The following is a 23,511-nucleotide window of genomic DNA, read 5'->3' as shown; positions in this document are numbered from 1 at the left end:
TTGTAGTCCCTAGGGGAATCGAACCCCTCTTTCTAGAATGAAAATCTAGTGTCCTAACCGATAGACGAAGGGACCTCCTTTCGTATTATTGTGGTGCAAAAATAAACGTTTATTTTTTATTACCAAACAATTTTCGAAAAATTTATACTATTTTTTTTAATCAAGTCAAATTGTAGTCCCTAGGGGAATCGAACCCCTCTTTCTAGAATGAAAATCTAGTGTCCTAACCGATAGACGAAGGGACCACTTAATATGAATTAATTAATTCGAATATTATTTATTTTGAATGAACGTCATTTTGTGTTGGGAGTTGTAGAAAAGTCGATGTATAATTCTAATAATTTGAACCAAGTTGAATTATACAGCGACATTTTCATTCCCGATTAATCATCTAAACATTATGATTAACCTTTACAAACAAAACACAAAAAACAATTTCCTTTACACAGTATTCTACTGGTTGTTTAAAAAATCAACAACTATGAACAAGGAAAAAAAAGATTGCAATAATGCAATCCATCTATTAATTTGTAGTCCCTAGGGGAATCGAACCCCTCTTTCTAGAATGAAAATCTAGTGTCCTAACCGATAGACGAAGGGACCACTTTTATTTTATTAAGCTAATCCCGCAATATGTTTCGCTAACTTTGATTTTAAGTTTGAAGCTTTATTCTTGTGAATAATGTTTCTTTTTGCTAACTTATCAATCATTGAAGAAACTTTCGGAAAAACTGTTTCTGCTTCATTTTTATCAGACTCAGATCTTAAAGCTTTAATAGCTGTACGAGCTGATTTGTGATAATATTTATTACGATCGCGTCTTACCGCTGACTGTCTAATTCTTTTTAATGCTGACTTATGATTTGCCATAACTTAAATCTCTTTCTATTTTAGTTCGGCAAAGATATAAACAAATATTTTATCTCGCCAAATTAATTTAATAATTTTCTAAAACACTTTTATGTAGCCCATAGGAGAATCGAACTCCTGTTTCCAGGATGAAAACCTGATGTCCTAACCACTAGACGAATGGGCCGCATGACGGCTTAACCACTTGTTGTGAAAAGCGAGTGCAAATGTAGAACAATTTTTTGGACTTCCAAATATATTTAAAAGTTTTTTTGAATATGCTTTTGTTAAAAAATGTTAAGGAAGTTAATATTTTGTCAAAACAACTCTTATATATAATGAGTTATAATTTTAACAATTACTTTAGCGGTGCTATTAAAATTTATACAAACGAATACTCAATATATGAAAGCATCGATATTAGGTGTAGCTGCAGTGGTTTGCACGATGTTTATTACATCATGTTCATCTTTAACCCCAGTTAGTGAAGCTACAGAATATTCTTCGAGAAGTTTCGTACCGAAACCAAGAGCTATTGAAGCTCAAGCTAAAATAATCAATAAACATGCCAATTTAGATGTTACACCAATAGAAATTAACGATGAAGCGAAATCTATGGTTGTGTTAAACAGCGTTTTAGAAGAAACGAATGAATTGTTTGCAGGGTTTTTATTAAAAGAAGCAGAAACGTATATTGGTACACCTTACCGATACGGAGGCACAACAAGAAGTGGTATTGATTGTTCTGCCTTTGTTAGAAACGTTTTCGAAACTTTCAATAAAAATTTACCTCGTGTATCTGCAGATCAGGCAAGAGAAGGTTTTACAGTTAGTACAGACGAAGCAAAGGAAGGAGATTTAGTTTTCTTTGCAACAAGAGGTCGTGGTAGAGTTTCGCATGTAGGAATTGTTCATGGAAGAAATAAAGATGGAGTTTTAGAATTTATTCATTCATCTACTTCTCAAGGTGTTATGGTATCTTCTTTAAATGATAGATATTGGGGACCAAAATTCTTATACGTAAAAAGAATATTATAACATTATCATAAAAAAAGCATCAAGTAATTTTGATGCTTTTTTTTTGTCTTATTTTTTTATTTTCGATGTTCTCTCAAAATCATCACAAGCAATACAATTAATGGAACAATCATTCCTAAAATATAATATGTATTGATTTGTAAAATTGTTGGATAAAATAATATTGCAGATAATAATCCCACAATTGCTCCACCTAAATGCGCTGAATGCCCGATGTTCCCTAAATTAGTTTTCATTCCATAAACTGAATATCCTAAATATAAAATTCCGAAAATCCAGGCTGGAATTGGTAAAGCAAAAAATAATCTTAATTCCATTTCAGGAAAAGCTGCAATTGCAGCGAATAAAATCCCTGTGACTCCTCCAGAAGCTCCTACTGCCGAATAAAAAGTTTCTTTCTTGTGAATCAACAAAGACAAAAGATTTCCGCCAATAACCGCTGCAAAAAAAACTAAAAGAAACATTCCGTAACCTACATTTAGTTTAGCATTCGAAAAGTCTCCTAATAAAAATCCTTCTGGACTTGCAAAAAAACCGATAACAGGATTCGCAAAAAAGTAAAGAGTTAACATATTGAATAACAAATGAGTAAAATCAACATGTAAAAATCCTGAACTTAAAATTCTATAGTATTCCTTATTATATAATATCGACCCTACTTGGAATTTATATTTTTCAAAAAAAGCTAAATCGTTAAAACCTTTCCAACTTACCAAAACATTCAATCCAATAACGACTAATGCCACAATAGAGATGTCTCCCATTATTCTTCTATATTTTCTTCTTCATTATTATCCTCCTCAATCGCATCAAATAGCGTCGGCTGCGGCTCTTCTTCTGACTCCTCCTCTTCTTCTGGTTCTTCGAATGGAAGCGGTTCTAACACATTAATCTGTTTTAATTTATATGTCGTCAATTGATTTCCTTGCGCTTTAATTCCTTTAACTGTAATAAATTCTTCTAAATTTATCACTTCTGGTTCTTTTTCTAAACCTTTTACTTTCGGGAAAATCAACTCAATAACTGGTAAATAATCTGTCGAAACAACTTTTATTGATGATTTACCATCTTCTAACGTATAAAAAGTTTGTGGAGAAAATGTATCTTCTAAAAGGAAACGTTTCACAAAATAACGATCTTTTTCTGCATCATAATACACGCAAGAAATCGGTTTTGAAGGTTTCCATTTCTCGATAATTTCTAAATCTTCGTCAAAACGATTACTCAAATCAAACGAAACCAATTTTGCTTCACCTTTTTTATTAATCGTTAAAATTTTATCATCACCCTTAAAAGAACCTAATAAAATCCCCAATCCATCTGCATTTAGGCGTTTTGTATCCGTATCAAACCAAATTTGACGAGGTGCTAAAGTCGAAACTCCTTCCTCTTTCAATTCTACTTTTTTGATTGGATATTTTGTTACTAAATTTCCTTTTGATGCACGACCTTTAATCGCTAAATCAGCAAAATTAATATCAAATTTTAATTTTTTGATTCGTTGATGAGTTTTTAAAATAATTGATACAACTTCGGCTTCTCCATTTGGATTTGCTGAAAAATACAACACTTCCGAACCTTTATTACCAGCCGTTAAATCATATTCTTTATCGCGAGTAATTCCCGTTACAGCAAAACGTTTTTGATAAGCCGGACCATTTTTACCATCGCGATAAATCAAGTTATAAATGGTACGTTTATCATTTTTATGCCAAATTCCAACATGAATAATTCCTTTTCCAACAAAAGTTTTTGCATCAACTTTTGTCACAATCATCGAACCATCATGTTTGAAAACCACAATATCATCAATATCAGAACACTCGAATAAATACTCGTCTTTTTTCAATGAAGTTCCGATAAAACCTTCGTTTCTATCCACATAAAAACGTGTATTTGCAACGGCAACTTTTGTCGCATCAATCGTATCAAATGTTCTAATTTCTGTTTTACGTTCTTTTCCTTTTCCGTATTTTGTCTTTAGGTTTTTGAAATAATCGATCGCATAATCAATCAAATTTGCTAAATGATGTTTTACATTCTCGATTTTATCTTCTAATGATTCAATAAATTGTTGTGCTTTATCTAAATCAAATTTTGAAATACGTTTGATTCGAATTTCTGTTAAACGCGTAATATCTTCTTCCGTAACTGGACGAATTAAATGCGCAATATGTGGCTTCAGCCCTTTATCAATCGCAGAAATTACACCTTCCCATGTTTCTTCTTCTTCGATATCGTGATAAATTCTATTCTCGATAAAAATTCGTTCCAACGAAGAAAAATGCCATTGTTCTTGCAGTTCATCTAACTCAATTTCTAACTCTTTTTTCAACAATTCAACTGTATTGTTTGTATTGTGAATTAAAATTTCAGAAACTGTTAAAAATTCTGGTGTTTGTTCATTAATCACACACGCATTTGGCGAAATAGAAATCTCGCAATCCGTGAATGCATACAATGCATCAATTGTTTTGTCTGGACTACTTCCTGGAACAAGATGAATTAAAATCTCAACTTCAGCCGCTGTATTATCTTCAATCTTTTTGATCTTGATTTTACCTTTATCATTGGCTTTTAAAACTGAATCAATCAAAGATCCTGTCGTTGTGCCGTAAGGAATTTCCGTAATTTTTAACGTTGTTTTATCTTCTTGCAAAATCTTTGCACGAATACGCACTTTACCACCACGCAATCCATCATTATAATCGGAAACATCAACCAATCCAGAAGTTAAAAAATCTGGGAAAATTTGAAATTTCTTTCCTTTTAAATGTAAAATTGACGCATCAATTAACTCATTGAAATTGTGTGGCAAAATCTTTGTTGACAAACCAACTGCAATTCCTTCTACTCCTTGTGCCAAAAGCAAAGGAAATTTGATTGGAAGATCAATTGGTTCTTTATTTCGACCATCATAAGATGGTTGCCATTTTGTAGTTTTTGGATTATAGACAACTTCTAACGCAAATTTAGTTAATCGAGCTTCGATATAACGCGACGCAGCTGCTCGGTCACCAGTGTAAATATTTCCCCAGTTTCCTTGCATATCGATCAACAATTCTTTTTGACCAATTTGAACCATTGCATCAGAAATCGCCATATCACCATGCGGGTGATATTTCATCGTATTTCCTACAATGTTCGCAACTTTGTTATATCGTCCGTCTTCCAACTCGCGCATTGAATGTAAAATTCTACGCTGAACTGGTTTCAACCCATCATAAATAGATGGAATTGCTCGTTCTAAAATTACATAAGAGGCATAGTCAAGAAACCATTCTTGGTACATACCAGAAACCTTCTTGATGCTCTCTTGATTGTCTTGCATCATGTTAAATAGCTACTTCTACATTGTTTTTGACCATACAATTAGACTCCACAATTTTGTCTAATTCAGTCAAAATAATATTAATATTTCGGTTAGAAATGAATGCTAAACGAAATTTGACTTTTGTTAAATTGGTAGGATTCTTTTTACTGTTAATATAAAAGACAACGTTTTTTGAAAGAATTCCTTTCTGAAAATCGTATTTGATCAATTTATACTTCGGTAAATCGATTTTGTTCGTTTTTGAATCTAAGAAGGATAAAAATCCAACATTCTTCGTTTCAAAAGTTATGGTTTCACCTTTTGTGTCTATCGCAAAAAATTGATTTCCACTTTTATAGCTTACATAAATAAACAACGCTATAAAAATTGCAACAACATAAGGTGGTATTATGTGATACTTGTAAGGTAAAATACCAGCATACATAATAAGGTTTAGAATGATTAAAATAACGATGGTGAAATTTAGCATTTTAAAGAGCTGTATCACATTTTTATTATTCTTCTTCATATTTATAAAATAGGTGTTTAGGTTAGATAGAAAGTAAGTTTTTTATAAAATATTCTAATTTTTAATAGCTTCTACAGCCAAATTGTTAATAATAAATTCTTGTCTTGTTGGTGTATTTTTTCCCATGTAAAATTCTAAAAGACTTTCGATGGTTTGATCTTTTCCAATCATTACTGGTTCTAAACGAATATCTTTTCCGATAAAATGTTTGAACTCATCTGGCGAAATTTCACCTAATCCTTTGAATCGTGTAATCTCTGGATTTTTAACTTCTTCCAACGCTTTTATACGTTCTGGTTCAGAATAACAATAACGTGTTTCCTTCTTGTTTCTCACACGAAAAAGTGGTGTTTGCAAAATATACAAATGTCCCTCTTTGATCAATTCTGGGAAAAATTGTAAGAAAAATGTAATAATCAACAAACGAATGTGCATTCCATCGACGTCAGCATCAGTTGCAATTACAACATTATTGTAACGTAAATCTTCTAATCCTTCTTCGATGTTTAATGCCGCTTGTAAAAGATTAAATTCTTCGTTTTCATAAACAATTTTCTTTGTCAAACCGTATGAATTCAACGGTTTTCCTCTCAAACTAAAAACCGCTTGCGTTTCTACACTTCTACTTTTGGTAATCGATCCACTTGCCGAATCTCCCTCGGTAATAAAAATAGTTGTATCTAAACGTAATTCAGCTTTCGGATCATTATAATGTTGACGACAATCGCGCAATTTCTTGTTATGTAAACTAACTTTTTTGGCGCGATCACGCGCTAATTTTCGAATTCCAGAAAGCTCTTTTCGTTCCGTTTCTGATTGTTTAATCTTGCGTTCTAATGCTTGCGCAACTTCTGTATTTTTATGTAAAAAGTTGTCAAGATTCGTTTTGATAAAATCATTTACAAACGTGCGAACCGTTGTCATTCCTGGTCCAATTTCATTCGAACCAAGTTTAGTTTTTGTTTGCGATTCAAAAACTGGCTCAATTACTTTGATCGAAATTGCTCCAATAATTGATTTTCTAATATCCGCAGGATCATAATTTTTATTATAAAATTCGCGAACAGTTTTCACAACAGCCTCTTTAAAAGCTGTTAAATGTGTTCCTCCTTGCGTTGTATTTTGACCATTCACAAAAGAATAATACGTTTCCGAATATGATTTCGAGCTGTGCGTCATCGCAATTTCGATATCTTCTCCTTTCAAATGGATGATATCATAAATTGTTTCTTCCTCGATATTATCATTCAATAAATCTTTCAATCCGTCTTTCGAAAAGAATTCTTCTCCATTGAAAATAATTTTCAATCCTGGATTTAAGTAAACATAGTTTTTCAACATTTTGTCTACATATTCTTTTCTGAATTTAAAATTCAAGAAAATCGATTTATCTGGGATAAATGTAATTTTAGTTCCTTTTCGTAAAGATGTTTCTTTTTCATCTTCTTGATTTGCTAAAATCCCTTGCTCAAACTCTGCAATACGTGTTTTTCCATCTCGAATAGATTGCACTCGAAACGATGTTGACAACGCATTTACAGCTTTTGTACCAACACCATTTAAACCAACCGATTTTTTGAAAGCTTGTGAATCATATTTACCACCTGTATTCATCTTAGAAACGGCGTCAACCATTTTTCCAAGCGGAATTCCACGTCCATAATCACGAACCGTTACCTCATCTTCGCGCAGATTAATTTCGATTGTTTTTCCTGCACCCATCACAAATTCATCGATACAGTTATCTACAATCTCCTTCAACAAAATATAAATTCCATCATCTTGAGACGAACCATCTCCCAGCTTCCCAATATACATCCCAGGTCGCATGCGAATATGTTCGCGCCAATCAAGGGTTTTGATATTGTCTTCCGTATAATTTACTTGTTGATCTAATTCTGACATTTGAGTTGTTGAGTGTTAAACGAGTTTTACAAAAATAAGAAAAAATTTCCTAAAAATATTAAGGTTCATTGTTTTGATTTTGAGCAAAAACGACCTAATTTACCAATATGATAAAATCTAAACTACCCAATGTTTCGACAACCATTTTTTCGGTAATGAGTCAATTGGCAAATGAACATCAAGCGATTAATTTAGCGCAAGGTTTTCCTGACTTTAATGCAGATTCTGAATTAATTAGTCGTTTAAATTATTATTCAACACAAAATTACAATCAGTACGCGCCAATGACTGGCGTCGAAAAATTGCGTGTATTACTTTCAGAAAAATATTCTAATCTTTATCAATCTGATTACGATTTTCAGAATGAAATTAACATTACGAGTGGTGCAAGTCAAGCGATTTTTAATGTTGTTTCTACATTAATTCATCCAAATGATGAAGTAATTATTTTTGAACCTGCTTACGATTTATATCAACCAACGGTTGAATTATTTGGAGGAAAAATTGTTCCAATTCAGCTAAAATATCCTGAATATTCTATCGATTTTGAAGAATTGAAGAAAAAAATTAATGATAAAACGAAATTGATTATCGTTAATAATCCGAATAATCCAACTGGAAAAATTTTATCCGAAAATGATTTAAAACAATTTGAACAAATCCTAAAAGATTCAAATTGTTATTTGCTTGCAGATGAAGTTTATGAGCACATTACATTTGATGGAAAATCGCATCAAAGTTTTGCAAAATTAAAATCAGTAAAAGACAAGATTTTCATCGTAGGTTCTTTCGGAAAATTATTTCACATAACTGGTTGGAAAATCGGTTATATTTTAGCCGAAAAAGAATTGATGAAAGAGTTTAGAAAATGTCACCAATTCAATACTTTTTCTACGCATACACCATCACAATATGCAATTGCAGATTATTTAGAAAAACCTGATCATTACTTGCATTTGAATGATTTTTTTCAACAAAAAAGAGATTTATTTGTTAAAGGTTTAGCTTCAACAAATTTTGAAGTTTTGCCTTGCGAAGGAACTTATTTTGTAAGTGCAAATTATGCTAAAATAAGTGATTTATCTGATGATGAGTTTGCAAAACAGTTAACCATCAAAAATAAAGTTGCGACGATACCAATTTCAGCATTTTACCATGATAAAACAGATAACAAAGTAATTCGATTTTGTTTTGCTAAAAAGGATGAAACACTTTTAATGGCTTTAGAAAATTTGAAAAGTTTGTAGAAAAATAAAAGCTCAATCTTTCGATTGAGCTTTTTATATAGATATAATTTAAATCTTAAACATTAAACAAGAAATGCATGATATCACCATCTTGTACGATGTACGCTTTTCCTTCTACGTTTAATTTTCCTGCTTCACGACATTTAGATTCTGATCCGTATGTAATAAAATCCTCAAATTTGATTACCTCTGCACGAATAAATCCTTTTTCGAAATCTGTATGAATAACTCCAGCCGCTTGTGGTCCTGTAGAACCTTTTTTGATTGTCCAGGCACGAACTTCTTTTACACCTGCTGTGAAATAAGTTTCTAAATCTAACAGTGTGTAAGCAGAACGAATCAAACGATTAACGCCTGGCTCTTCTAATCCTAATTCTTCTAAGAAAATTTGACGTTCATCAAACGTTTCTAATTCATTGATATCAGCTTCAATTTGTGCCGCTAAAATCAACACTTCAGCATGCTCATCTTTTACAGCTTCTTTTACTTTTTCTACCCACTCGTTTCCGTCTTTTGCAGCAGATTCGTCTACATTACATAAGTACAAAACTGGTTTAGAAGTAATTAATTGTAACGAATCTACAATTTCTTGCTCTTTTTCGTCCAAATCCATCTCACGAACATTTTTCAACTCTTCTAAATGAGCGATTACAGCTGTTAAAACTTCTACAACTTTTTGTTCGTCTTTATTTCCCGCTTTTGCTGCTTTTTTAGATTTATCGATACGTTTTGTAACTGTATCCAAATCTTTCAATTGCAACTCAATATCAATTGTTTCTTTATCACGCAATGGATTAATAGAACCATCAACATGTGTAATATTTTCGTTTTCGAAACAACGTAAAACGTGAATAATTGCATTACACTCGCGGATATTTCCTAAAAATTGATTTCCTAAACCTTCTCCCTTACTTGCTCCTTTTACTAAACCAGCAATATCTACAATTTCTACAACCGCAGGCACAACGCGCTCTGGATTTACAATTGCTTCTAACTGATTTAGACGAGTATCTGGTACAGAAACTGTTCCTACATTTGGTTCAATTGTACAGAAAGGATAATTCGCCGATTGCGCCTTTGCATTCGACAAACAGTTAAATAAAGTAGATTTACCAACATTAGGCAATCCAACAATTCCACATTTCATATATGTTGTCTCTTTTTTTAATGATTGAATATTAGAACGATGTTCTAATAATTTTGTGCAAAGATAATGATTTCCATTAAATTTATTTAACCGAAGAAACTCTGTTCAATTTTATATTTAATACATTTCCAGAATATGATTTCATTTCACCATAAAAACAATCGCAAGTCGCATTATAAGTTAAATCATAATAATTAGAAGTTTTATCAAGATTTATTTTTCTGAATTTGAGTTGAGGAAAATTAAACACAACAGAATCTGTCACATCTTTTTCATAACCATCTTGAAAATCAAATTCTATTTTTAATTTTGATTTATTTCTTGAAACATCCATAACCGCATCACTCTTTGTCAAAGGAACTTCTACCACTTTCGATTTATAATCCAAAAAATCTTGTTTCCATTTTCCTTCAATTGTTTTTATATTATTGGATGCGCAACTCACAAGAAATAGCAAAAAGATAAATCCTAAAAAATGTTTCATAAGTGTTAATTTTTTATTGAAAATACAATTATTTATTTACATTTACTTAAATACTTATTACAATGAAATTAAAAGCCTTAATCGTAAGTTTTATGATTGCTTTCGCAGGAATCGTAAACGCGCAAACAGCAACAGAAATATTAACAAAAGCTCAAAATCAAGCGAAGGTTGAAAATAAAAATGTCTTTTTAATTTTTCATGCTTCTTGGTGCGGATGGTGTAAAAAGATGGAAAAAAATATGGACGATCCAGCTGTGAAACCATATTTTGATGCGAATTATGTCAAAACATTTATTACTGTACAAGAACGTGCAGAGAAGAAAAATTTAGAAACTCCTGGTGGAGATGCTATCAATGAGAAATTAGGAGGAAAAAATCAAGGTTTGCCTTTTTGGGTAATTTTAGATTCGACTGGAAAAGTTTTAGAAGATTCTCGCGTAAATGGAGAAAATCTTGGTGGTCCAGCTTCTGAAGAAGAAGTAAATCACTTGATTGCAAAACTTGAAAAAACAACGAAAAACGATAAAGTTGATCCAGAAAAAATCAAAGAAGTTTTTATCTTGAAAAAGAAATAATTCACAAAAAAATCCGCTCAATGGACGGATTTTTTTTTATTGTGTTAAAACATGAAAAGCTTCTTCCAAGTTTTTATATTGTCCTTTAAATTCTTCTATCGCTTGATCGGCTACAATTTTTCCTTTATTCAAGAGGATTACACGCGAACAAAGCGCTTCTACTTCTTGCATAATATGTGTCGAAAGTATCACCGTTTTTTCTTTTCCAATTTCTTTAATTACCTCTCTAATTTCAATAATTTGATTTGGATCCAAACCATTTGTAGGCTCATCTAAAATTAAAATTTCTGGGCTAGAAATAATCGCTTGCGCCAATCCAACACGCTGTTTATATCCTTTAGATAATTGATGAATTTTCTTATGTTTTTCTGGTGATAAACCTACTTTTTCAATGACTTCATCAATTTTTGATTTAGGCACATTTCGAATATTTGTTACAAATTCCAAATACTCTCTTACATACATATCCATGTACAATGGATTATTTTCTTGCAAAAATCCAATCAACTTTTTCGATTCAATTGGTTGCGTCGAAACATTAAAATCATTCACAGAAATTTCACCAGAATCTGCATTTATTGCATTGGTAATACTTTTCATCAATGTCGATTTTCCTGCTCCATTTGGTCCAAGTAAACCAACAACTTCGCCATTATTTATAGAAAACGAAACTTTGTCTAAAGCCATCTGTTCACCGTATTTTTTTACTAAATCTGTAATGATTATTCCCATTTGATGAAAAATTTTCGATAAAATTAGCAAAAAAGATTTGGATAACTGAAAAATTATTTTTTAGATTTGTAGAACAATTAGAAAAACGAAATGGCAACATTCAATTATTTTAACGCATTCTTTTTTTACTTTTTTGGATATTATCCAGGAGAGCAGGGACTGCGTTGTCAAAATTGATTGTTAACATTCATAATAAGATAATATAAAGTCCCGCAATTTGTGGGACTTTTTTTGTGGAAAAAAATGAAAGAAAGAGTTGCAATACAAGGTTACATTGGTTCATATCATCACGAAGCTGCCAATAATTATTTAGGAAATGACATCGAAATTGTAGAATGCGACACATTCAAAACTTTAGCAAAGTCGCTTGAAAAGGGAAAAGTTGAAAAAGCAATCATGGCAATTGAAAACACAATTGCTGGGGCAATTTTACCAAACTATGCATTGCTAACGAAATATAATTTGAAAGTTGTTGGAGAAATTTATTTATCAATTCAACATCAATTGATGGTAAAAAAAGGACAAACTTTAGATGATATAAAAGAAGTTCGTTCGCACCAAATGGCATTGTTACAATGTGATAAGTTCCTTGAAAAACATCCAACATGGCGCGTTGTAAATGATATCGACACTGCATTAACAGCCAAAGATATTATTGAGCAAGATTTGAATGATGTTGCTGCAATTGCCTCAAGAAAAGCGGCAGAAGTATATGGATTAGACATTTTAGCTTCAAGTATTCAGACGTTTCAAGATAATTTTACTCGCTTTTTTGTATTGCAACGCGAGCACAACGATTACGAAGATTTCAATAAAGTTTCGATGCGTTTTTCTGTTCCACATAAAGCTGGTGCTTTAGTAGATGTATTAAATCAAATTGCAGAATGTGGAATAAATATGGACAAAATACAATCTGTTCCGATTATTGAAAAACCTTGGGAATACTCTTTCCATATTGACATTACGTTCGAGCAAAAAGAACAATATTATGAATTGCTTGGAAAAATTGCAAGAAAGTTAACGGATTTAGAAATATTAGGCGAATATAAACTGGGGAAAAAATGATAGCAGAAGCCCAACGATTACAAAGTGTTCAAGAATATTATTTCTCGAAAAAATTACAAGAAATAGCGAACATGAAAACCGACATTCCAATCATTTCATTAGGAATTGGAAGTCCAGATTTACAACCTCATCCAGATGTGATCGAGGAATTAATCAAAAGTTCACGAAACGGAATCAATGGCTATCAAAGTTATCGCGGAATTCCAGAAATGCGCGAAGCAATGGCAAGTTTTTACAAAAACAAATTTGATGTAGACGCCAATCCTTCAACAGAAATTTTGCCACTTATGGGCTCTAAAGAAGGAATTATGCACATTTCGATGGCATTTTTGAATGAAGGTGATAAAGTTTTAATTCCAAATCCTGGATATCCAACTTATTCATCTGTTACAGAATTAGTGCAAGCAGAACCTTTATTCTACGATTTGAAAAATGAAAATGATTGGCTTCCAGATTTTGATCAGTTAGAAAAATTAGCCGAGCAAAAACCAAAAATTATGTGGCTCAATTATCCACATATGCCAACCGGAGCCAAAGCCCCAAAAGACGTTCTTAGAAAATTAGTAGAGTTTGCAACTCGTCACAATATCTTAATCGTAAATGATAATCCGTATAGTTTTATTTTGAACGATGAACCGACAAGCATCTTAGGAATTGAAGGTGCAAAAGATGTTTGTATCGAACTGAATTCATTAAGCAAAACCTTTAACATTGCAGGTTGGCGAGTAGGAATGGTGATTGGAAAAGAAAGTTTTATTAATTCTATTCTAAAAGTAAAGTCAAATATGGATTCGGGAATGAATTTTGCGATACAAAAAGCCGCGACAAAAGCTCTTTTAGTTGATGATTCTTGGTACGATGAATTAACAAAAATTTACGCAGAAAGACGAAGAATCATTTGGGAAATCGCTGATATTTTAAATGTAAAATATAATCCCAATGCAGCAGGAATGTTTATTTGGGCGAAGCTTCCAGAAGGAAAAGATGATAAAAAATTTATTGATGAAATTTTATACAATAAAAAAGTATTTATTACACCAGGAAGTATTTTCGGAAGCAATGGTGAAGGATTTATAAGATTTTCACTTTGCGCACCTGTCGAGAAGTTGATTGAAGTAAAGAGAAGATTAGAAGCATGAAAATAATTTCAGTAATCGGTTTAGGATTAATCGGAGGTTCTTTTGCTTTAGCATTAAAAAAAGTTGGTGTTGCCGAAAAAATAATCGGTGTTGATCAAAATATTGAACATCAAATTCAAGCTTTAGAATTAGGAATTGTGGATGAAATCGCTCCTTTGAATGAAGCACTTTCTCAATCAGATTTAGTAGTGATTGCGGTTCCAATTAATTCAATTCAAAAAGTTTTACCAGAGATTTTAGATCAAATTAATGATAAAACGATTGTAATGGACATGGGATCAACAAAAGCTGGAATTTGTAAAAAAGTTTTAAGTCATCCCAAAAGAAAACAATTTGTTGCCACACACCCAATCGCAGGAACGGAAAATTCTGGACCAAAAGCTGCTTTTCCTGAGTTGTTTTTAAACAAAGTTGCGATTTTGTGTGATATTGAAGAAAGCGAAAAAGAAGCAGTAAAAAAAGTAAGAAAAATTTATCAATCGCTCTGGATGAATGTTAAAACAATGACTTCGGAAGCGCATGATGCGCACATTGCGTACGTTTCTCATCTTTCGCACATTACATCTTTCGCTTTAGGACAAACAGTTTTGGAAGAAGAAAAGAATGAAGATGCAATTTTTGACATGGCTGGATCTGGTTTCGAATCTACGGTTCGTTTAGCAAAAAGTTCACCAGATATGTGGACACCAATTTTGATTCAGAATCGAGAAAATTTACTCAATGCTATTGATGCTTATCAAACTCAAATTTCTAAAATCAGAAAAATGATCGAAGAAAAAGACGCCGAAGATATTCATCAATATTTAAAAAACACAAACGACATACGTCGAATATTAAATAAATAATTACTCTCAAATAAAATAAATATTAAATCTTAAATTTGTAAATGTTATGGAAAACAATAACTGGATAAAAGAATACGATAAACCAATGATCATCGCTGGACCTTGTAGTGCAGAAAGTGAAAAACAAATGATGACAATCGCTGAAGATTTGGACAAAGATTATGTGCAAGTTTTCCGTGCGGGAATTTGGAAGCCTCGTACTAAACCAAATTGTTTCGAAGGAGTTGGTGCAATCGGATTAAACTGGTTGAAAAAAGTAAAAGACGAATTCGGAATGAAAATCGCAACTGAAATCGCCAATGCAAATCACGCAAAATTAGCGTTAGAATATGATGTTGACGTTTTATGGATTGGTGCTCGTTCTACGGTAAACCCTTTTACAGTACAAGAAATTGCTGAAGCTTTACGTGATACAGACAAAACAGTTTTGGTTAAAAATCCTGTAAATCCAGATTTAGATTTATGGATTGGTGCTTTGGAGCGTTTAGAAGGTCAAGGAATCAAAAACTTAGGTGCTATTCACCGTGGTTTTTCAACGTACAAAAAGACAAAATACCGTAACAATCCACAATGGCAAATTGCATTAGATTTCAAAAACAAATTACCAAACGTGCCAATTATTTGTGACCCATCACACATTTGCGGAAACAGAACAGGATTATTTGATGTTGCACAGCAAGCTTTCAACTTTGAATACAATGGATTGATGATCGAAACACACAATAATCCTGATGAAGCTTGGTCTGATGCAGCTCAACAAGTAACACCAGCTCGTTTATTAGAAATCTTAAAAGATTTAGAAATTCGTGTTTCTGATGATCCAGATGCAATTTACAAAACTGGAATTCAGAATTTACGTCATCAAATTGATGAATTAGATAACTCTATTTTAGATGCAATTGCTCAACGTATGAAAGTTGCAAACTCTATCGGAGAATTGAAAAAAGAACATAATGTGGCAGTTTTTCAGCCAGATCGTTGGAAACAAATCAAAGATAATTCTGTAAAAGCAGGAGTTTCTTTAGGTTTATCTGAAGATTTTGTTGACAAATTATTGCAAGCAATTCACCAAGAATCTGTTGCGCAACAAAACCAAATTATGGTAAAAAAAGAAGAAAAAATTTAAACAATATTGAAAGGAATTGTCATAAAATCTACTGGTAGTTGGTATCATCTTTTAACCGAAGATGGTGCAACCTATCAGGCAAGAATTAGGGGAAAATTTAGAATAGCCAATATCAAACATACCAATCCAATTGCTGTTGGAGATGAGGTTGAGTTTGAGATTGACAAAGATGATATTGCAGTCATTACAAAAATTCATGATCGCAAAAATTACATCATACGAAAATCTGTTAATCTATCCAAAAAAACGCATATTATTGCCTCTAACATTGATGTTGCTTTTTTGGTTGTAACGCTTTCTAATCCCAAAACTTCGTTTGGTTTTATTGACCGTTTTTTGATTACTGCCGAAGCTTATCATATTCCTGTTGTAATTTTATTCAACAAAATGGATTCATACACGGAAGATGAAATGGCTGAGTTAGAAATTTATAAATCAATTTACAATTCTATCGGTTACGAAAGTCTTGATATTTCTGCTGAAACTGGTCTAAATTTAGATCTTGTAAAAAATCGAATGAAAGATAAAGTGAGTTTGGTTTCGGGACATTCTGGCGTTGGAAAATCAACGTTGTTGAATACTTTAAACCCTGATTTGAACCTAAAAACGCACGAAGTTTCTGATTTTAATAGCAAAGGACAACATACCACAACTTTTGCACAGATGTACGAATGGCCTTTTGGAGGTTTCATTATCGATACGCCTGGAATTAAGGAATTTGGTTTGGTTCATATCGACAAAACCGAATTACAAGGTTATTTTCCTGAAATTTTAGAACTGAAACACAATTGTAAATTTGATAATTGTATTCACGTTAACGAGCCAAAATGTGCTGTACGTTATGCAGTAGAAATTGGTGAAATCGCAGTTTCTCGCTACGAAAATTATCTCACTTTTTTAGAAGAAGATATTTATACCGAAAAATAATAAAAAAGCCGTTTCTTATGAAATGGCTTTTTTATTTTCTCAAATTACGGTTTCACGTAAAAATAATTCAATTTCTCATTTTATTTTTGTTAAAATTAATTGAATGAGCAATTTATCCGTAAAAATCGCTTTAGATTTTGAGGAATGTACAAAGGAACAAAAAGAAAGATTTTTATTGCATTTAGAAGATTTAAATTGGAAACCATTAAATCCAAATAAATTGTGGATTGCTGAATTTGATAATTCTGAAAATAAAGAAAACAGAATAAAAAATATAGAACAAGAAATCATCAATGCAAAAAAAATGTCAAAGCTCTATGAGTTATATTATGCGATAATTGCAGATGAGGAAATCTATTTTAACCAACTAACTTAAACCTATAGCGATTGCTTTCTAAACTTAAATTACAACAAACGTTATAACACATTTAAAAGATGAGTTGTAACGTTTTTTTATTTGTTAATAATTTCTTAAATTCAAATCGATTTTAAATCAATAAAACTAGAATTATGCGAGTGATTTTACAGCGTGTGCAACATGCTTCTGTAATGGTAGATGGAGAAATAACAGGAAAAATTGAAAGCGGAATTTTGGCCTTGGTTGGTTTTGAACCTGATGATACGAAGGAAGATTTTGAATGGATTTCGAAAAAAATAATTAAACTCCGAATTTTCAATGATGAAAATGATGTGATGAATTTGGATGTACAGCAAACAAATGGAGATATTTTGGTTGTGTCTCAATTTACGTTGCATGCGTCTACGAAAAAAGGAAATCGTCCGTCATATATCAAAGCGTCAAAACCGGACATAGCAAACGTACAATATGAAACATTTTTGAACGTTTTAGAATCAAATTTCAAGCCTGTACAAAGAGGAATTTTTGGTGCAGATATGAAAGTCGAATTATTGAATGATGGTCCTGTAACCATTTTTATCGATTCAAAAAATAAAGAATAACTTGATTAACAGATATTGAATGAAACAAACTCTACTTTTTTCAACTTTTTTGATTAGTTCATTTTCTTTTGCGCAAAACTATGCAGTCGATCAAATTCCAGCCGATTTGATAAAAGATGCTTATGCTGTTGTACGAAAAAATGAAGAAAAAATAGAACTTCTAAAAGTTGATGAATTAAAATATACGGAAGACGTTGTCGTAACAGTTTTGAGTAAAGCAGGCGATAATTATGTTGGTGCGCAAGCGAATTATGATGCAAATACGAAAATTGACTTATTCGAGGCAACTTTGTATGATGCAAATGGAAAAGAAATTAAAAAATTCAAGACCAAAGATTTTGGTGACCAAAGTTATGTTACAGGTGGACAAATGTACACGGATGATCGCATAAAATATTTGAATTATACTCCAACAAATTATCCTTACACGATACATTATAAAATTGTTACAACGAACAAAAATACACTTTGGATTCCGCGTTGGTCACCTATACGAGCAGCAAATTTATCAATCGAAAAATCGTCTTATCAATTTGTAAATAAAACATCTTCAACTATTCGATTGAAAGAAGATAATTTTAAAGATTTTGACATTGCAAAAACAGGAGATAACAATAATTTGAGCTATTCATTAAACAATGTTTTGGCATTTAATGAAGAAGATCAAATGGTTGGAAGTCAAAAAATATTTCCTCGCGCTATTTTAGCTTCAAATCAGATCAATATCGATGGTGTTAAAGGAAATTTTGACAATTGGAATGATTACGGAAAATGGACTTTTGATAATTTAATTCGTACAAAATTAGATTTTACTCCAGCTCAAAAATCAACTTTTCAAAACATGGTAAAAGATGCAAAGTCGGATGAAGAAAAAGTACAGATTTTGTACAAACATTTGCAAAATAAAGTTCGATATATTGGTGTACAACTGGGAATTGGAGGACTTTCGCCTTTTCCGAATTCTTATGTTGAGAGCAAAAGTTATGGCGATTGCAAAGCCTTATCTAATTATATGATTGGAATGTTAGATGCAGTGAATATCAAATCGTATCACACCATATTATTTGCTGGAAATCCAATTGATATTGATGAACAAATGATGTATCAACAAGGGAATCACATGATTGTTTATATACCTCTAAATGGAAAAGATATTTGGTTAGAAGCAACAAGTCAAACAGCTCCTTATAATTATTTAGGTGATTTTGCAGGAAATAGAAAAGTATTAATTGTTGATGAAAAAGGCGGAAAAATTATTCCTTCGCAACAATTCAATACAGAAGATAATCAATTATTCGTCAATGGAAATGCAACACTTTTAGCAGATGGAACATTAAATTTTGATTTTTCTGAAACTTCCAAAGGTTTGATTTATGAGAATTTTGCAAGATTTAATCAATTAAGCGAGAAAGATCTTGATGTTCGTTTAAAAAATCGATTTTCTTACTTACAAGGAATATCATTCAAAAAGAAAGAATTTAATAATGATTGGAAAAATGCTGTTTTTACTTCAAATTTCGAGTTTTCAGCACCAAATTATGCTAAAATTCAAGGAAATAACATCATTCTGAATATTATTCCAGTGAATAAAGAAGAGACTTCTGTCAAAAAAATGAAAGATAGAAAGTTTGATTTCAACATCGAGACAGGATATGTTGACGAAGTTTCGTATACATTGACACTTCCTTCTGGTTATAAATTACCACAAAAATTTGATGCTATAACTGTGAAATCTGCTTTTGGAGAATATCAATTAGAAATCAATCCAAAAGAAAATAATGCATTCGAAATAAAACGTATTTACAAACAATTTTCTGGAACTTTTTCGAAAGAAAAATACAACGAATATGTAGAATTTAGAAGACAAATTTCGGGTTACGACAACACAAAACTACTTTTAGAAAAATTATAACACTAATATGAAAACAATATTTACGATTGTTGCGACAGTTGCAACTGTTTCGAGTTTTGCACAAGATGTAAAATTTGGAAAACTATCTAAACAAGATTTCGAGAAAACAAAAAGTACAATTCAAGCTGACGCTCCTGCAGAAGTTTTATATGCTGACGGAAATTATAAAGTTAGTTTTAATACCAATCAAGGAGGTGTTGAGCAAACAAAAAAAGTTTTTTATAGAGTAATTGTTTTTGATAAGGATAAAACACCTGATGATGTTTTGAAAATAGAAATTCCTCTTTACAAAAGCTCAGGATCAGATCAAGATAAATTGATTACTTTAAAAGCGGTTACCTATAACCTTGAAAATGGAAAAATTGTTGAACAAAAAGTTGAGAAAAAAGATATTTTCTTAGATAAAGTCCATCGTTTTATGGATAAACAAACGTTTACATTTCCTAATGTAAAAAATGGATCAATCTTAGAATATACATACGAAATTATTTCCCCTTTCTATGGAAATACTGATACGTGGTATTTTCAACAATCGATTCCTGTGGTTGCAAGTAATTTCACGATGCAAAATCAAGAATATTTTAATTATCAACAAGATTTGAGAGGCGGTTTCGCTCCAAAAATTTCTACAAATTCTAAAGAAGATAATTATACAATTCACAATAAAAGAGAAAGTGATATCTACGGAAGGACAACTCAAAATTCAAGTATTGATAATGCTAAAATGAAAATCAATACACAAACTTATTCATTAGTTAATTTACCTTCTTATTCTCGCGAAGCTTATGTGCTTAATCCGAGAAATATGTTAGCAAGTATTCAGTTTGAGTTAGCTTCTTTTGTTGCTCCAGGTAGAACTTCAGAAAGTTTCTCTACAACTTGGGAACGTATTGGAAAAGATTTGATGGATCACGAAGAATTTGGTCGACAATTAAATGGGAATAATTTTTTAGATGAAACTGTAAACGCTACAATTGTTGGAAAATCTACAAATATTGAAAAAGCTCAAGCAATTTACAATTATGTAAAAAACAACATGGCTTGGAATGATTATTTAGGTCAATATACAGATAAAGGAATTCGAAAAGCATTTAACGAAAAATCAGGAAATTCAGCGGATATCAATCTTATGCTAACAGCTATGTTGCGTAAAGCTGGATTAGACGCAAATCCAATTGTTTTGAGTACGTTGCAAAATGGTTTAATCAATTATTCGTTTCCTTCTCGTAGTAAATTGAATTATGTGATTGTTGGAGCAACAATAGATAATGAGTTTTATTTAATGGATGCAACTGATAAAAATGCTCAAATTAATTTATTACCAATTCGGGCAATTAACGATCGTGGGTTTATGGTAAATGACAAAGGAATAAAAGAAGTTCCTCTTCGTAATTCGGTTATGACCAATGATAAAATATCAATTACGGCAGATTTAAAAGCTGATGGAAATTTGAAAGGTTTATTTTCTAATGTTCGTGATAATTATTTTTATATGTTTGATAAAAGTGAAATCGCAGATGATCCAAAAGCGTTTGAAAAAGAATTTGTAGAAGATTACAATTTTGAAATTTCAGAATTTAAAACACAAGATAATAAACAAAATGTAATTCGTCATCAATTCAAATTTGATGATGTAAAAGTAGATGTGGCTGGAAATAAAATATTATTCTATCCATTTTTATTTGTTGCGAATACAAAACATAATTTAAATCTAGATCAACGTAATTACAATATTGAGTTTGGTGCACCAACTACGAATACAAATACAGTTAAAATTAAAATTCCAGAAGGTTACAAAGTCGAATCTTTACCAACTGAAAAGCAATTTACAATGCCTGATCAAGCTGGTGGATATGCATATAAAGTAATTGAAAAAGATGGTTTTATTATCGCTCAAGCCCAAAAAGTTATTCCATACAGTATTTTACCTGCACAATACTATAAACCATTGAAAGAATTTTTAACAAATATCATTAATGCAGAAAGTCAGCAAGTGATTTTGGTAAAATAATAAAAAATATTCTAAACATCGAATAAAGCCAACTCCAAATACGAGTTGGCTTTTTATTTTTGTACCTTTAACTTTTAAAATTTAAAATAAGATGAGCCTTAAACAAGCACAAACAGACGTTGATAATTGGATAAAAGAACATGGTGTTCGTTATTTTAACGAATTAACAAATATGGCACAATTAACTGAAGAGGTAGGAGAAGTTGCACGTATTATTGCACGTCGTTACGGTGAACAATCGGAGAAAGAATCTGATAAAAACAAAGATCTTGGCGAAGAATTGGCAGATGTTATTTTTGTAGCGCTTTGTTTGGCAAATCAAACAGGTGTTGATTTAGAATCAGCTTTTTACAAAAAATTAGATTATAAAACAAAACGTGACCACGATCGTCATCAAAATAATGATAAATTAAAATAAATATGATTGAAATTTCTGCTCTAAAATCTCCGATAAACAATCAATTAGCCATCACAGGTTCTAAAAGCGAAAGCAATCGTTTGTTGTTATTAAGTCAATTATTTGAGAATGTTTTGACATTAGAAAATGTTTCAAATTCAGAAGATTCTCAATTAATGCAAAAAGCGTTAGCGAACAAAAGTGATTTAGTTGATATTCACCACGCGGGAACTGCCATGCGATTTTTAACGGCTTATTTTTCTATTCAAGATGGACGAAAAATAACGTTGACAGGTTCTGAAAGAATGAAACAACGTCCAATAAAAGTTTTAGTTGACTCCTTGAATGAGTTGGGTGCAGAAATTTCGTATCAAGAAAACGAAGGTTATCCGCCTTTATCGATTGTTGGAAAAAAAATAACGAAAGATTCTATTACAATCCCTTCTAACATTAGTTCTCAATATATCTCGGCTTTATGTTTGATCGGAACGAAATTAGAAAATGGATTAACGATAAAGTTGGATGGAAAAATTATTTCTGTTCCTTATATTCAAATGACAATTCAATTATTGAATAAAGTTGGAATTAATGCAATTTTCGAAGGAAATACAATCAAAATTCCTTTTACTGAAAACATCAAAGCTCAAACATTACAAGTAGAATCTGATTGGAGTTCAGCTTCATATTATTATAGTTTGATTGCTTTATCGCAGAATTCTGAAATTAAAATCTCAACTTATTTCGAAGATTCTTTACAAGGAGATTCAGCTTTAAAACATATTTATGCAGAAAATTTTGGTGTAATTTCAACTTTTGAAAATGGAGTTTTAACATTAAAAAATGAAGATAATTTCATACCAAAATCTATCATCGAATTAAATTTAATCAATACTCCAGATATTGCACAGACGATTTCTGCAACTTGTGTGGGATTGAAAACAAAATGTCATTTAACTGGTTTAGAAACACTAAAAATCAAGGAAACAGACCGTTTAGTCGCACTTAAAAATGAGTTGGAAAAATTTGGAGCAATTATAACAATTACAAACGATTCATTAACGATAGAAGGTTATAATAATTTTGAAAAAACGCCAACTTTAGCAACATATAACGACCACAGAATGGCAATGTGTATGGCGCCTTTAGCACAAATTTACCCAATTCGAATTGAGAATGAAATGGTCGTAGAAAAATCTTACCCAACATTTTGGGAAGACTGGAAACAATTAGGTTTTGAAATTAAATCGATTTAAAATATAACAAAAAAATCCGCTTAATAAGCGGATTTTTTTAGTTTGTATATACTTCAT

22 protein-coding genes and 4 tRNA genes are annotated in these 23,511 nt (G+C 31.5%); 14 read left to right on the top strand and 12 right to left on the bottom strand.

Going from position 1 to position 23,511, the window contains the following annotated elements:
• Positions 1–3: 3 nt before the first annotated feature.
• The 5 genes from B4E59_RS05465 to B4E59_RS05445 form a co-directional block, all read right to left on the bottom strand.
• Positions 4–75: transfer RNA gene (locus B4E59_RS05465), tRNA-Glu, on the bottom strand.
• A gap of 98 nt (positions 76–173) precedes the next feature.
• Positions 174–245: transfer RNA gene (locus B4E59_RS05460), tRNA-Glu, on the bottom strand.
• Between the two features lie 286 nt (positions 246–531).
• Positions 532–603, bottom strand: a tRNA-Glu gene (locus tag B4E59_RS05455).
• A 12-nt stretch (positions 604–615) separates the two neighbouring features.
• Positions 616–870 carry a 30S ribosomal protein S20 gene (gene rpsT, locus B4E59_RS05450; RefSeq protein ID WP_038334974.1) on the bottom strand — a complete coding sequence of 85 codons (255 nt, stop codon included), beginning with the start codon at positions 868–870 and terminating at the stop codon, positions 616–618.
• 94 nt (positions 871–964) lie between these two features.
• Positions 965–1,036, bottom strand: a tRNA-Glu gene (locus B4E59_RS05445).
• Positions 1,037–1,254: 218 nt separating this feature from the next.
• On the opposite strand from B4E59_RS05445, the gene B4E59_RS05440 reads away from it, so the two are divergent.
• Positions 1,255–1,887, top strand: a complete 633-nt coding sequence (locus tag B4E59_RS05440) for a C40 family peptidase (protein WP_038334971.1) — start codon at positions 1,255–1,257, stop codon at positions 1,885–1,887.
• A gap of 56 nt (positions 1,888–1,943) precedes the next feature.
• Here B4E59_RS05440 and B4E59_RS05435 read toward each other — a convergent pair whose 3' ends face one another.
• From B4E59_RS05435 to B4E59_RS05420, 4 genes are all read right to left on the bottom strand, one after another.
• Positions 1,944–2,651 carry a rhomboid family intramembrane serine protease gene (locus tag B4E59_RS05435; RefSeq protein WP_286494940.1) on the bottom strand — a complete coding sequence of 236 codons (708 nt, stop codon included), beginning with the start codon at positions 2,649–2,651 and terminating at the stop codon, positions 1,944–1,946.
• A complete protein-coding gene (locus B4E59_RS05430; RefSeq protein ID WP_219034066.1) occupies positions 2,651–5,218 on the bottom strand; it encodes a DNA gyrase/topoisomerase IV subunit A in 2,568 nt (855 codons plus the stop codon). The genes B4E59_RS05435 and B4E59_RS05430 overlap by 1 nt, the downstream gene beginning before the upstream one ends.
• A 4-nt stretch (positions 5,219–5,222) precedes the next feature.
• Positions 5,223–5,690, bottom strand: a complete 468-nt coding sequence (locus tag B4E59_RS05425) for a hypothetical protein (RefSeq protein ID WP_221854409.1) — start codon at positions 5,688–5,690, stop codon at positions 5,223–5,225.
• A 93-nt stretch (positions 5,691–5,783) separates the two neighbouring features.
• The gene (locus B4E59_RS05420; protein ID WP_125348938.1) at positions 5,784–7,634 is read right to left on the bottom strand and encodes a DNA topoisomerase IV subunit B; all 1,851 of its coding nucleotides are present in this window, start codon (positions 7,632–7,634) and stop codon (positions 5,784–5,786) included.
• A gap of 107 nt (positions 7,635–7,741) precedes the next feature.
• On the opposite strand from B4E59_RS05420, the gene B4E59_RS05415 reads away from it, so the two are divergent.
• Positions 7,742–8,881 carry a methionine aminotransferase gene (locus B4E59_RS05415; protein WP_114998290.1) on the top strand — a complete coding sequence of 380 codons (1,140 nt, stop codon included), beginning with the start codon at positions 7,742–7,744 and terminating at the stop codon, positions 8,879–8,881.
• A gap of 55 nt (positions 8,882–8,936) precedes the next feature.
• Here B4E59_RS05415 and ychF read toward each other — a convergent pair whose 3' ends face one another.
• Positions 8,937–10,028 carry a redox-regulated ATPase YchF gene (gene ychF, locus B4E59_RS05410; RefSeq protein ID WP_125348936.1) on the bottom strand — a complete coding sequence of 364 codons (1,092 nt, stop codon included), beginning with the start codon at positions 10,026–10,028 and terminating at the stop codon, positions 8,937–8,939.
• Positions 10,029–10,110: 82 nt separating this feature from the next.
• Positions 10,111–10,512, bottom strand: a complete 402-nt coding sequence (locus tag B4E59_RS05405; RefSeq protein ID WP_219034023.1) for a hypothetical protein — start codon at positions 10,510–10,512, stop codon at positions 10,111–10,113.
• Positions 10,513–10,574: 62 nt separating this feature from the next.
• On the opposite strand from B4E59_RS05405, the gene B4E59_RS05400 reads away from it, so the two are divergent.
• Positions 10,575–11,087 carry a thioredoxin family protein gene (locus B4E59_RS05400; protein WP_286494948.1) on the top strand — a complete coding sequence of 171 codons (513 nt, stop codon included), beginning with the start codon at positions 10,575–10,577 and terminating at the stop codon, positions 11,085–11,087.
• 36 nt (positions 11,088–11,123) lie between these two features.
• Here the strand turns inward: B4E59_RS05400 and B4E59_RS05395 are convergent, their stop codons facing one another.
• Positions 11,124–11,819, bottom strand: coding sequence for an ATP-binding cassette domain-containing protein (locus tag B4E59_RS05395; RefSeq protein WP_219034021.1), 696 nt, complete (start codon positions 11,817–11,819; stop codon positions 11,124–11,126).
• 243 nt (positions 11,820–12,062) lie between these two features.
• Here B4E59_RS05395 and B4E59_RS05390 point away from each other — a divergent pair, with 243 nt between their 5' ends.
• From B4E59_RS05390 to B4E59_RS05340, 11 genes are all read left to right on the top strand, one after another.
• Complete coding sequence (locus tag B4E59_RS05390) at positions 12,063–12,884, top strand: prephenate dehydratase (protein WP_291051867.1); 822 nt, start codon at positions 12,063–12,065, stop codon at positions 12,882–12,884.
• Positions 12,881–14,023 (top strand): pyridoxal phosphate-dependent aminotransferase, encoded by a 1,143-nt coding sequence (locus B4E59_RS05385; RefSeq protein ID WP_286494949.1) that lies wholly within the window; start codon positions 12,881–12,883, stop codon positions 14,021–14,023. Before B4E59_RS05390 ends, B4E59_RS05385 begins: the two co-directional genes overlap by 4 nt.
• Entirely contained in the window at positions 14,020–14,868 is an 849-nt protein-coding gene (locus tag B4E59_RS05380) for a prephenate dehydrogenase (RefSeq protein ID WP_286494950.1), read from the top strand. Before B4E59_RS05385 ends, B4E59_RS05380 begins: the two co-directional genes overlap by 4 nt.
• A 46-nt stretch (positions 14,869–14,914) precedes the next feature.
• Positions 14,915–15,994 carry a bifunctional 3-deoxy-7-phosphoheptulonate synthase/chorismate mutase type II gene (locus tag B4E59_RS05375; RefSeq protein WP_115002148.1) on the top strand — a complete coding sequence of 360 codons (1,080 nt, stop codon included), beginning with the start codon at positions 14,915–14,917 and terminating at the stop codon, positions 15,992–15,994.
• Positions 15,995–16,000: 6 nt separating this feature from the next.
• Positions 16,001–16,921 (top strand): ribosome small subunit-dependent GTPase A, encoded by a 921-nt coding sequence (rsgA, locus tag B4E59_RS05370; protein WP_291048011.1) that lies wholly within the window; start codon positions 16,001–16,003, stop codon positions 16,919–16,921.
• Between the two features lie 103 nt (positions 16,922–17,024).
• Positions 17,025–17,297, top strand: coding sequence for a hypothetical protein (locus B4E59_RS05365; RefSeq protein WP_221854400.1), 273 nt, complete (start codon positions 17,025–17,027; stop codon positions 17,295–17,297).
• 134 nt (positions 17,298–17,431) lie between these two features.
• The gene (gene dtd / locus B4E59_RS05360) at positions 17,432–17,881 is read left to right on the top strand and encodes a D-aminoacyl-tRNA deacylase (RefSeq protein ID WP_115002146.1); all 450 of its coding nucleotides are present in this window, start codon (positions 17,432–17,434) and stop codon (positions 17,879–17,881) included.
• Between the two features lie 19 nt (positions 17,882–17,900).
• Positions 17,901–19,793, top strand: coding sequence for a DUF3857 domain-containing protein (locus B4E59_RS05355; protein ID WP_291048016.1), 1,893 nt, complete (start codon positions 17,901–17,903; stop codon positions 19,791–19,793).
• Positions 19,794–19,800: 7 nt separating this feature from the next.
• On the top strand, positions 19,801–21,804 hold the full coding sequence (locus tag B4E59_RS05350) for a transglutaminase family protein (protein ID WP_291051862.1): 2,004 nt from the start codon (positions 19,801–19,803) through the stop codon (positions 21,802–21,804).
• 91 nt (positions 21,805–21,895) lie between these two features.
• Positions 21,896–22,222 (top strand): nucleotide pyrophosphohydrolase, encoded by a 327-nt coding sequence (locus tag B4E59_RS05345; protein ID WP_038333238.1) that lies wholly within the window; start codon positions 21,896–21,898, stop codon positions 22,220–22,222.
• Positions 22,223–22,224: 2 nt separating this feature from the next.
• A complete protein-coding gene (locus tag B4E59_RS05340; protein ID WP_291048024.1) occupies positions 22,225–23,454 on the top strand; it encodes a 3-phosphoshikimate 1-carboxyvinyltransferase in 1,230 nt (409 codons plus the stop codon).
• Positions 23,455–23,511 lie beyond the last annotated feature (57 nt).

The sequence above is a fragment of the Empedobacter sp. UBA2044 genome (assembly GCF_002333005.1).
GTDB classification, from domain to species: domain Bacteria; phylum Bacteroidota; class Bacteroidia; order Flavobacteriales; family Weeksellaceae; genus Empedobacter; species Empedobacter falsenii_B.
This window is presented reverse-complemented; position numbering and strand designations above follow the sequence as displayed.

What these genes read in the sequence shown, in the direction of transcription:
- B4E59_RS05420 (WP_125348938.1), bottom strand. Translation starts at nt 7,634, where the DNA reads ATGTCAGAATTAGATCAACAAGTAAATTATACGGAAGACAATATCAAA.
- B4E59_RS05435 (WP_286494940.1), bottom strand. Translation starts at nt 2,651, where the DNA reads ATGGGAGACATCTCTATTGTGGCATTAGTCGTTATTGGATTGAATGTT.
- ychF (WP_125348936.1), bottom strand. Translation starts at nt 10,028, where the DNA reads ATGAAATGTGGAATTGTTGGATTGCCTAATGTTGGTAAATCTACTTTA.
- B4E59_RS05415 (WP_114998290.1), top strand. Translation starts at nt 7,742, where the DNA reads ATGATAAAATCTAAACTACCCAATGTTTCGACAACCATTTTTTCGGTA.
- B4E59_RS05365 (WP_221854400.1), top strand. Translation starts at nt 17,025, where the DNA reads ATGAGCAATTTATCCGTAAAAATCGCTTTAGATTTTGAGGAATGTACA.
- rpsT (WP_038334974.1), bottom strand. Translation starts at nt 870, where the DNA reads ATGGCAAATCATAAGTCAGCATTAAAAAGAATTAGACAGTCAGCGGTA.
- dtd (WP_115002146.1), top strand. Translation starts at nt 17,432, where the DNA reads ATGCGAGTGATTTTACAGCGTGTGCAACATGCTTCTGTAATGGTAGAT.
- B4E59_RS05425 (WP_221854409.1), bottom strand. Translation starts at nt 5,690, where the DNA reads ATGCTAAATTTCACCATCGTTATTTTAATCATTCTAAACCTTATTATG.
- B4E59_RS05440 (WP_038334971.1), top strand. Translation starts at nt 1,255, where the DNA reads ATGAAAGCATCGATATTAGGTGTAGCTGCAGTGGTTTGCACGATGTTT.
- B4E59_RS05375 (WP_115002148.1), top strand. Translation starts at nt 14,915, where the DNA reads ATGGAAAACAATAACTGGATAAAAGAATACGATAAACCAATGATCATC.
- B4E59_RS05405 (WP_219034023.1), bottom strand. Translation starts at nt 10,512, where the DNA reads ATGAAACATTTTTTAGGATTTATCTTTTTGCTATTTCTTGTGAGTTGC.
- B4E59_RS05430 (WP_219034066.1), bottom strand. Translation starts at nt 5,218, where the DNA reads ATGCAAGACAATCAAGAGAGCATCAAGAAGGTTTCTGGTATGTACCAA.
- B4E59_RS05390 (WP_291051867.1), top strand. Translation starts at nt 12,063, where the DNA reads ATGAAAGAAAGAGTTGCAATACAAGGTTACATTGGTTCATATCATCAC.
- B4E59_RS05400 (WP_286494948.1), top strand. Translation starts at nt 10,575, where the DNA reads ATGAAATTAAAAGCCTTAATCGTAAGTTTTATGATTGCTTTCGCAGGA.
- B4E59_RS05340 (WP_291048024.1), top strand. Translation starts at nt 22,225, where the DNA reads ATGATTGAAATTTCTGCTCTAAAATCTCCGATAAACAATCAATTAGCC.
- B4E59_RS05355 (WP_291048016.1), top strand. Translation starts at nt 17,901, where the DNA reads ATGAAACAAACTCTACTTTTTTCAACTTTTTTGATTAGTTCATTTTCT.
- B4E59_RS05345 (WP_038333238.1), top strand. Translation starts at nt 21,896, where the DNA reads ATGAGCCTTAAACAAGCACAAACAGACGTTGATAATTGGATAAAAGAA.
- B4E59_RS05385 (WP_286494949.1), top strand. Translation starts at nt 12,881, where the DNA reads ATGATAGCAGAAGCCCAACGATTACAAAGTGTTCAAGAATATTATTTC.
- B4E59_RS05380 (WP_286494950.1), top strand. Translation starts at nt 14,020, where the DNA reads ATGAAAATAATTTCAGTAATCGGTTTAGGATTAATCGGAGGTTCTTTT.
- B4E59_RS05395 (WP_219034021.1), bottom strand. Translation starts at nt 11,819, where the DNA reads ATGGGAATAATCATTACAGATTTAGTAAAAAAATACGGTGAACAGATG.
- B4E59_RS05350 (WP_291051862.1), top strand. Translation starts at nt 19,801, where the DNA reads ATGAAAACAATATTTACGATTGTTGCGACAGTTGCAACTGTTTCGAGT.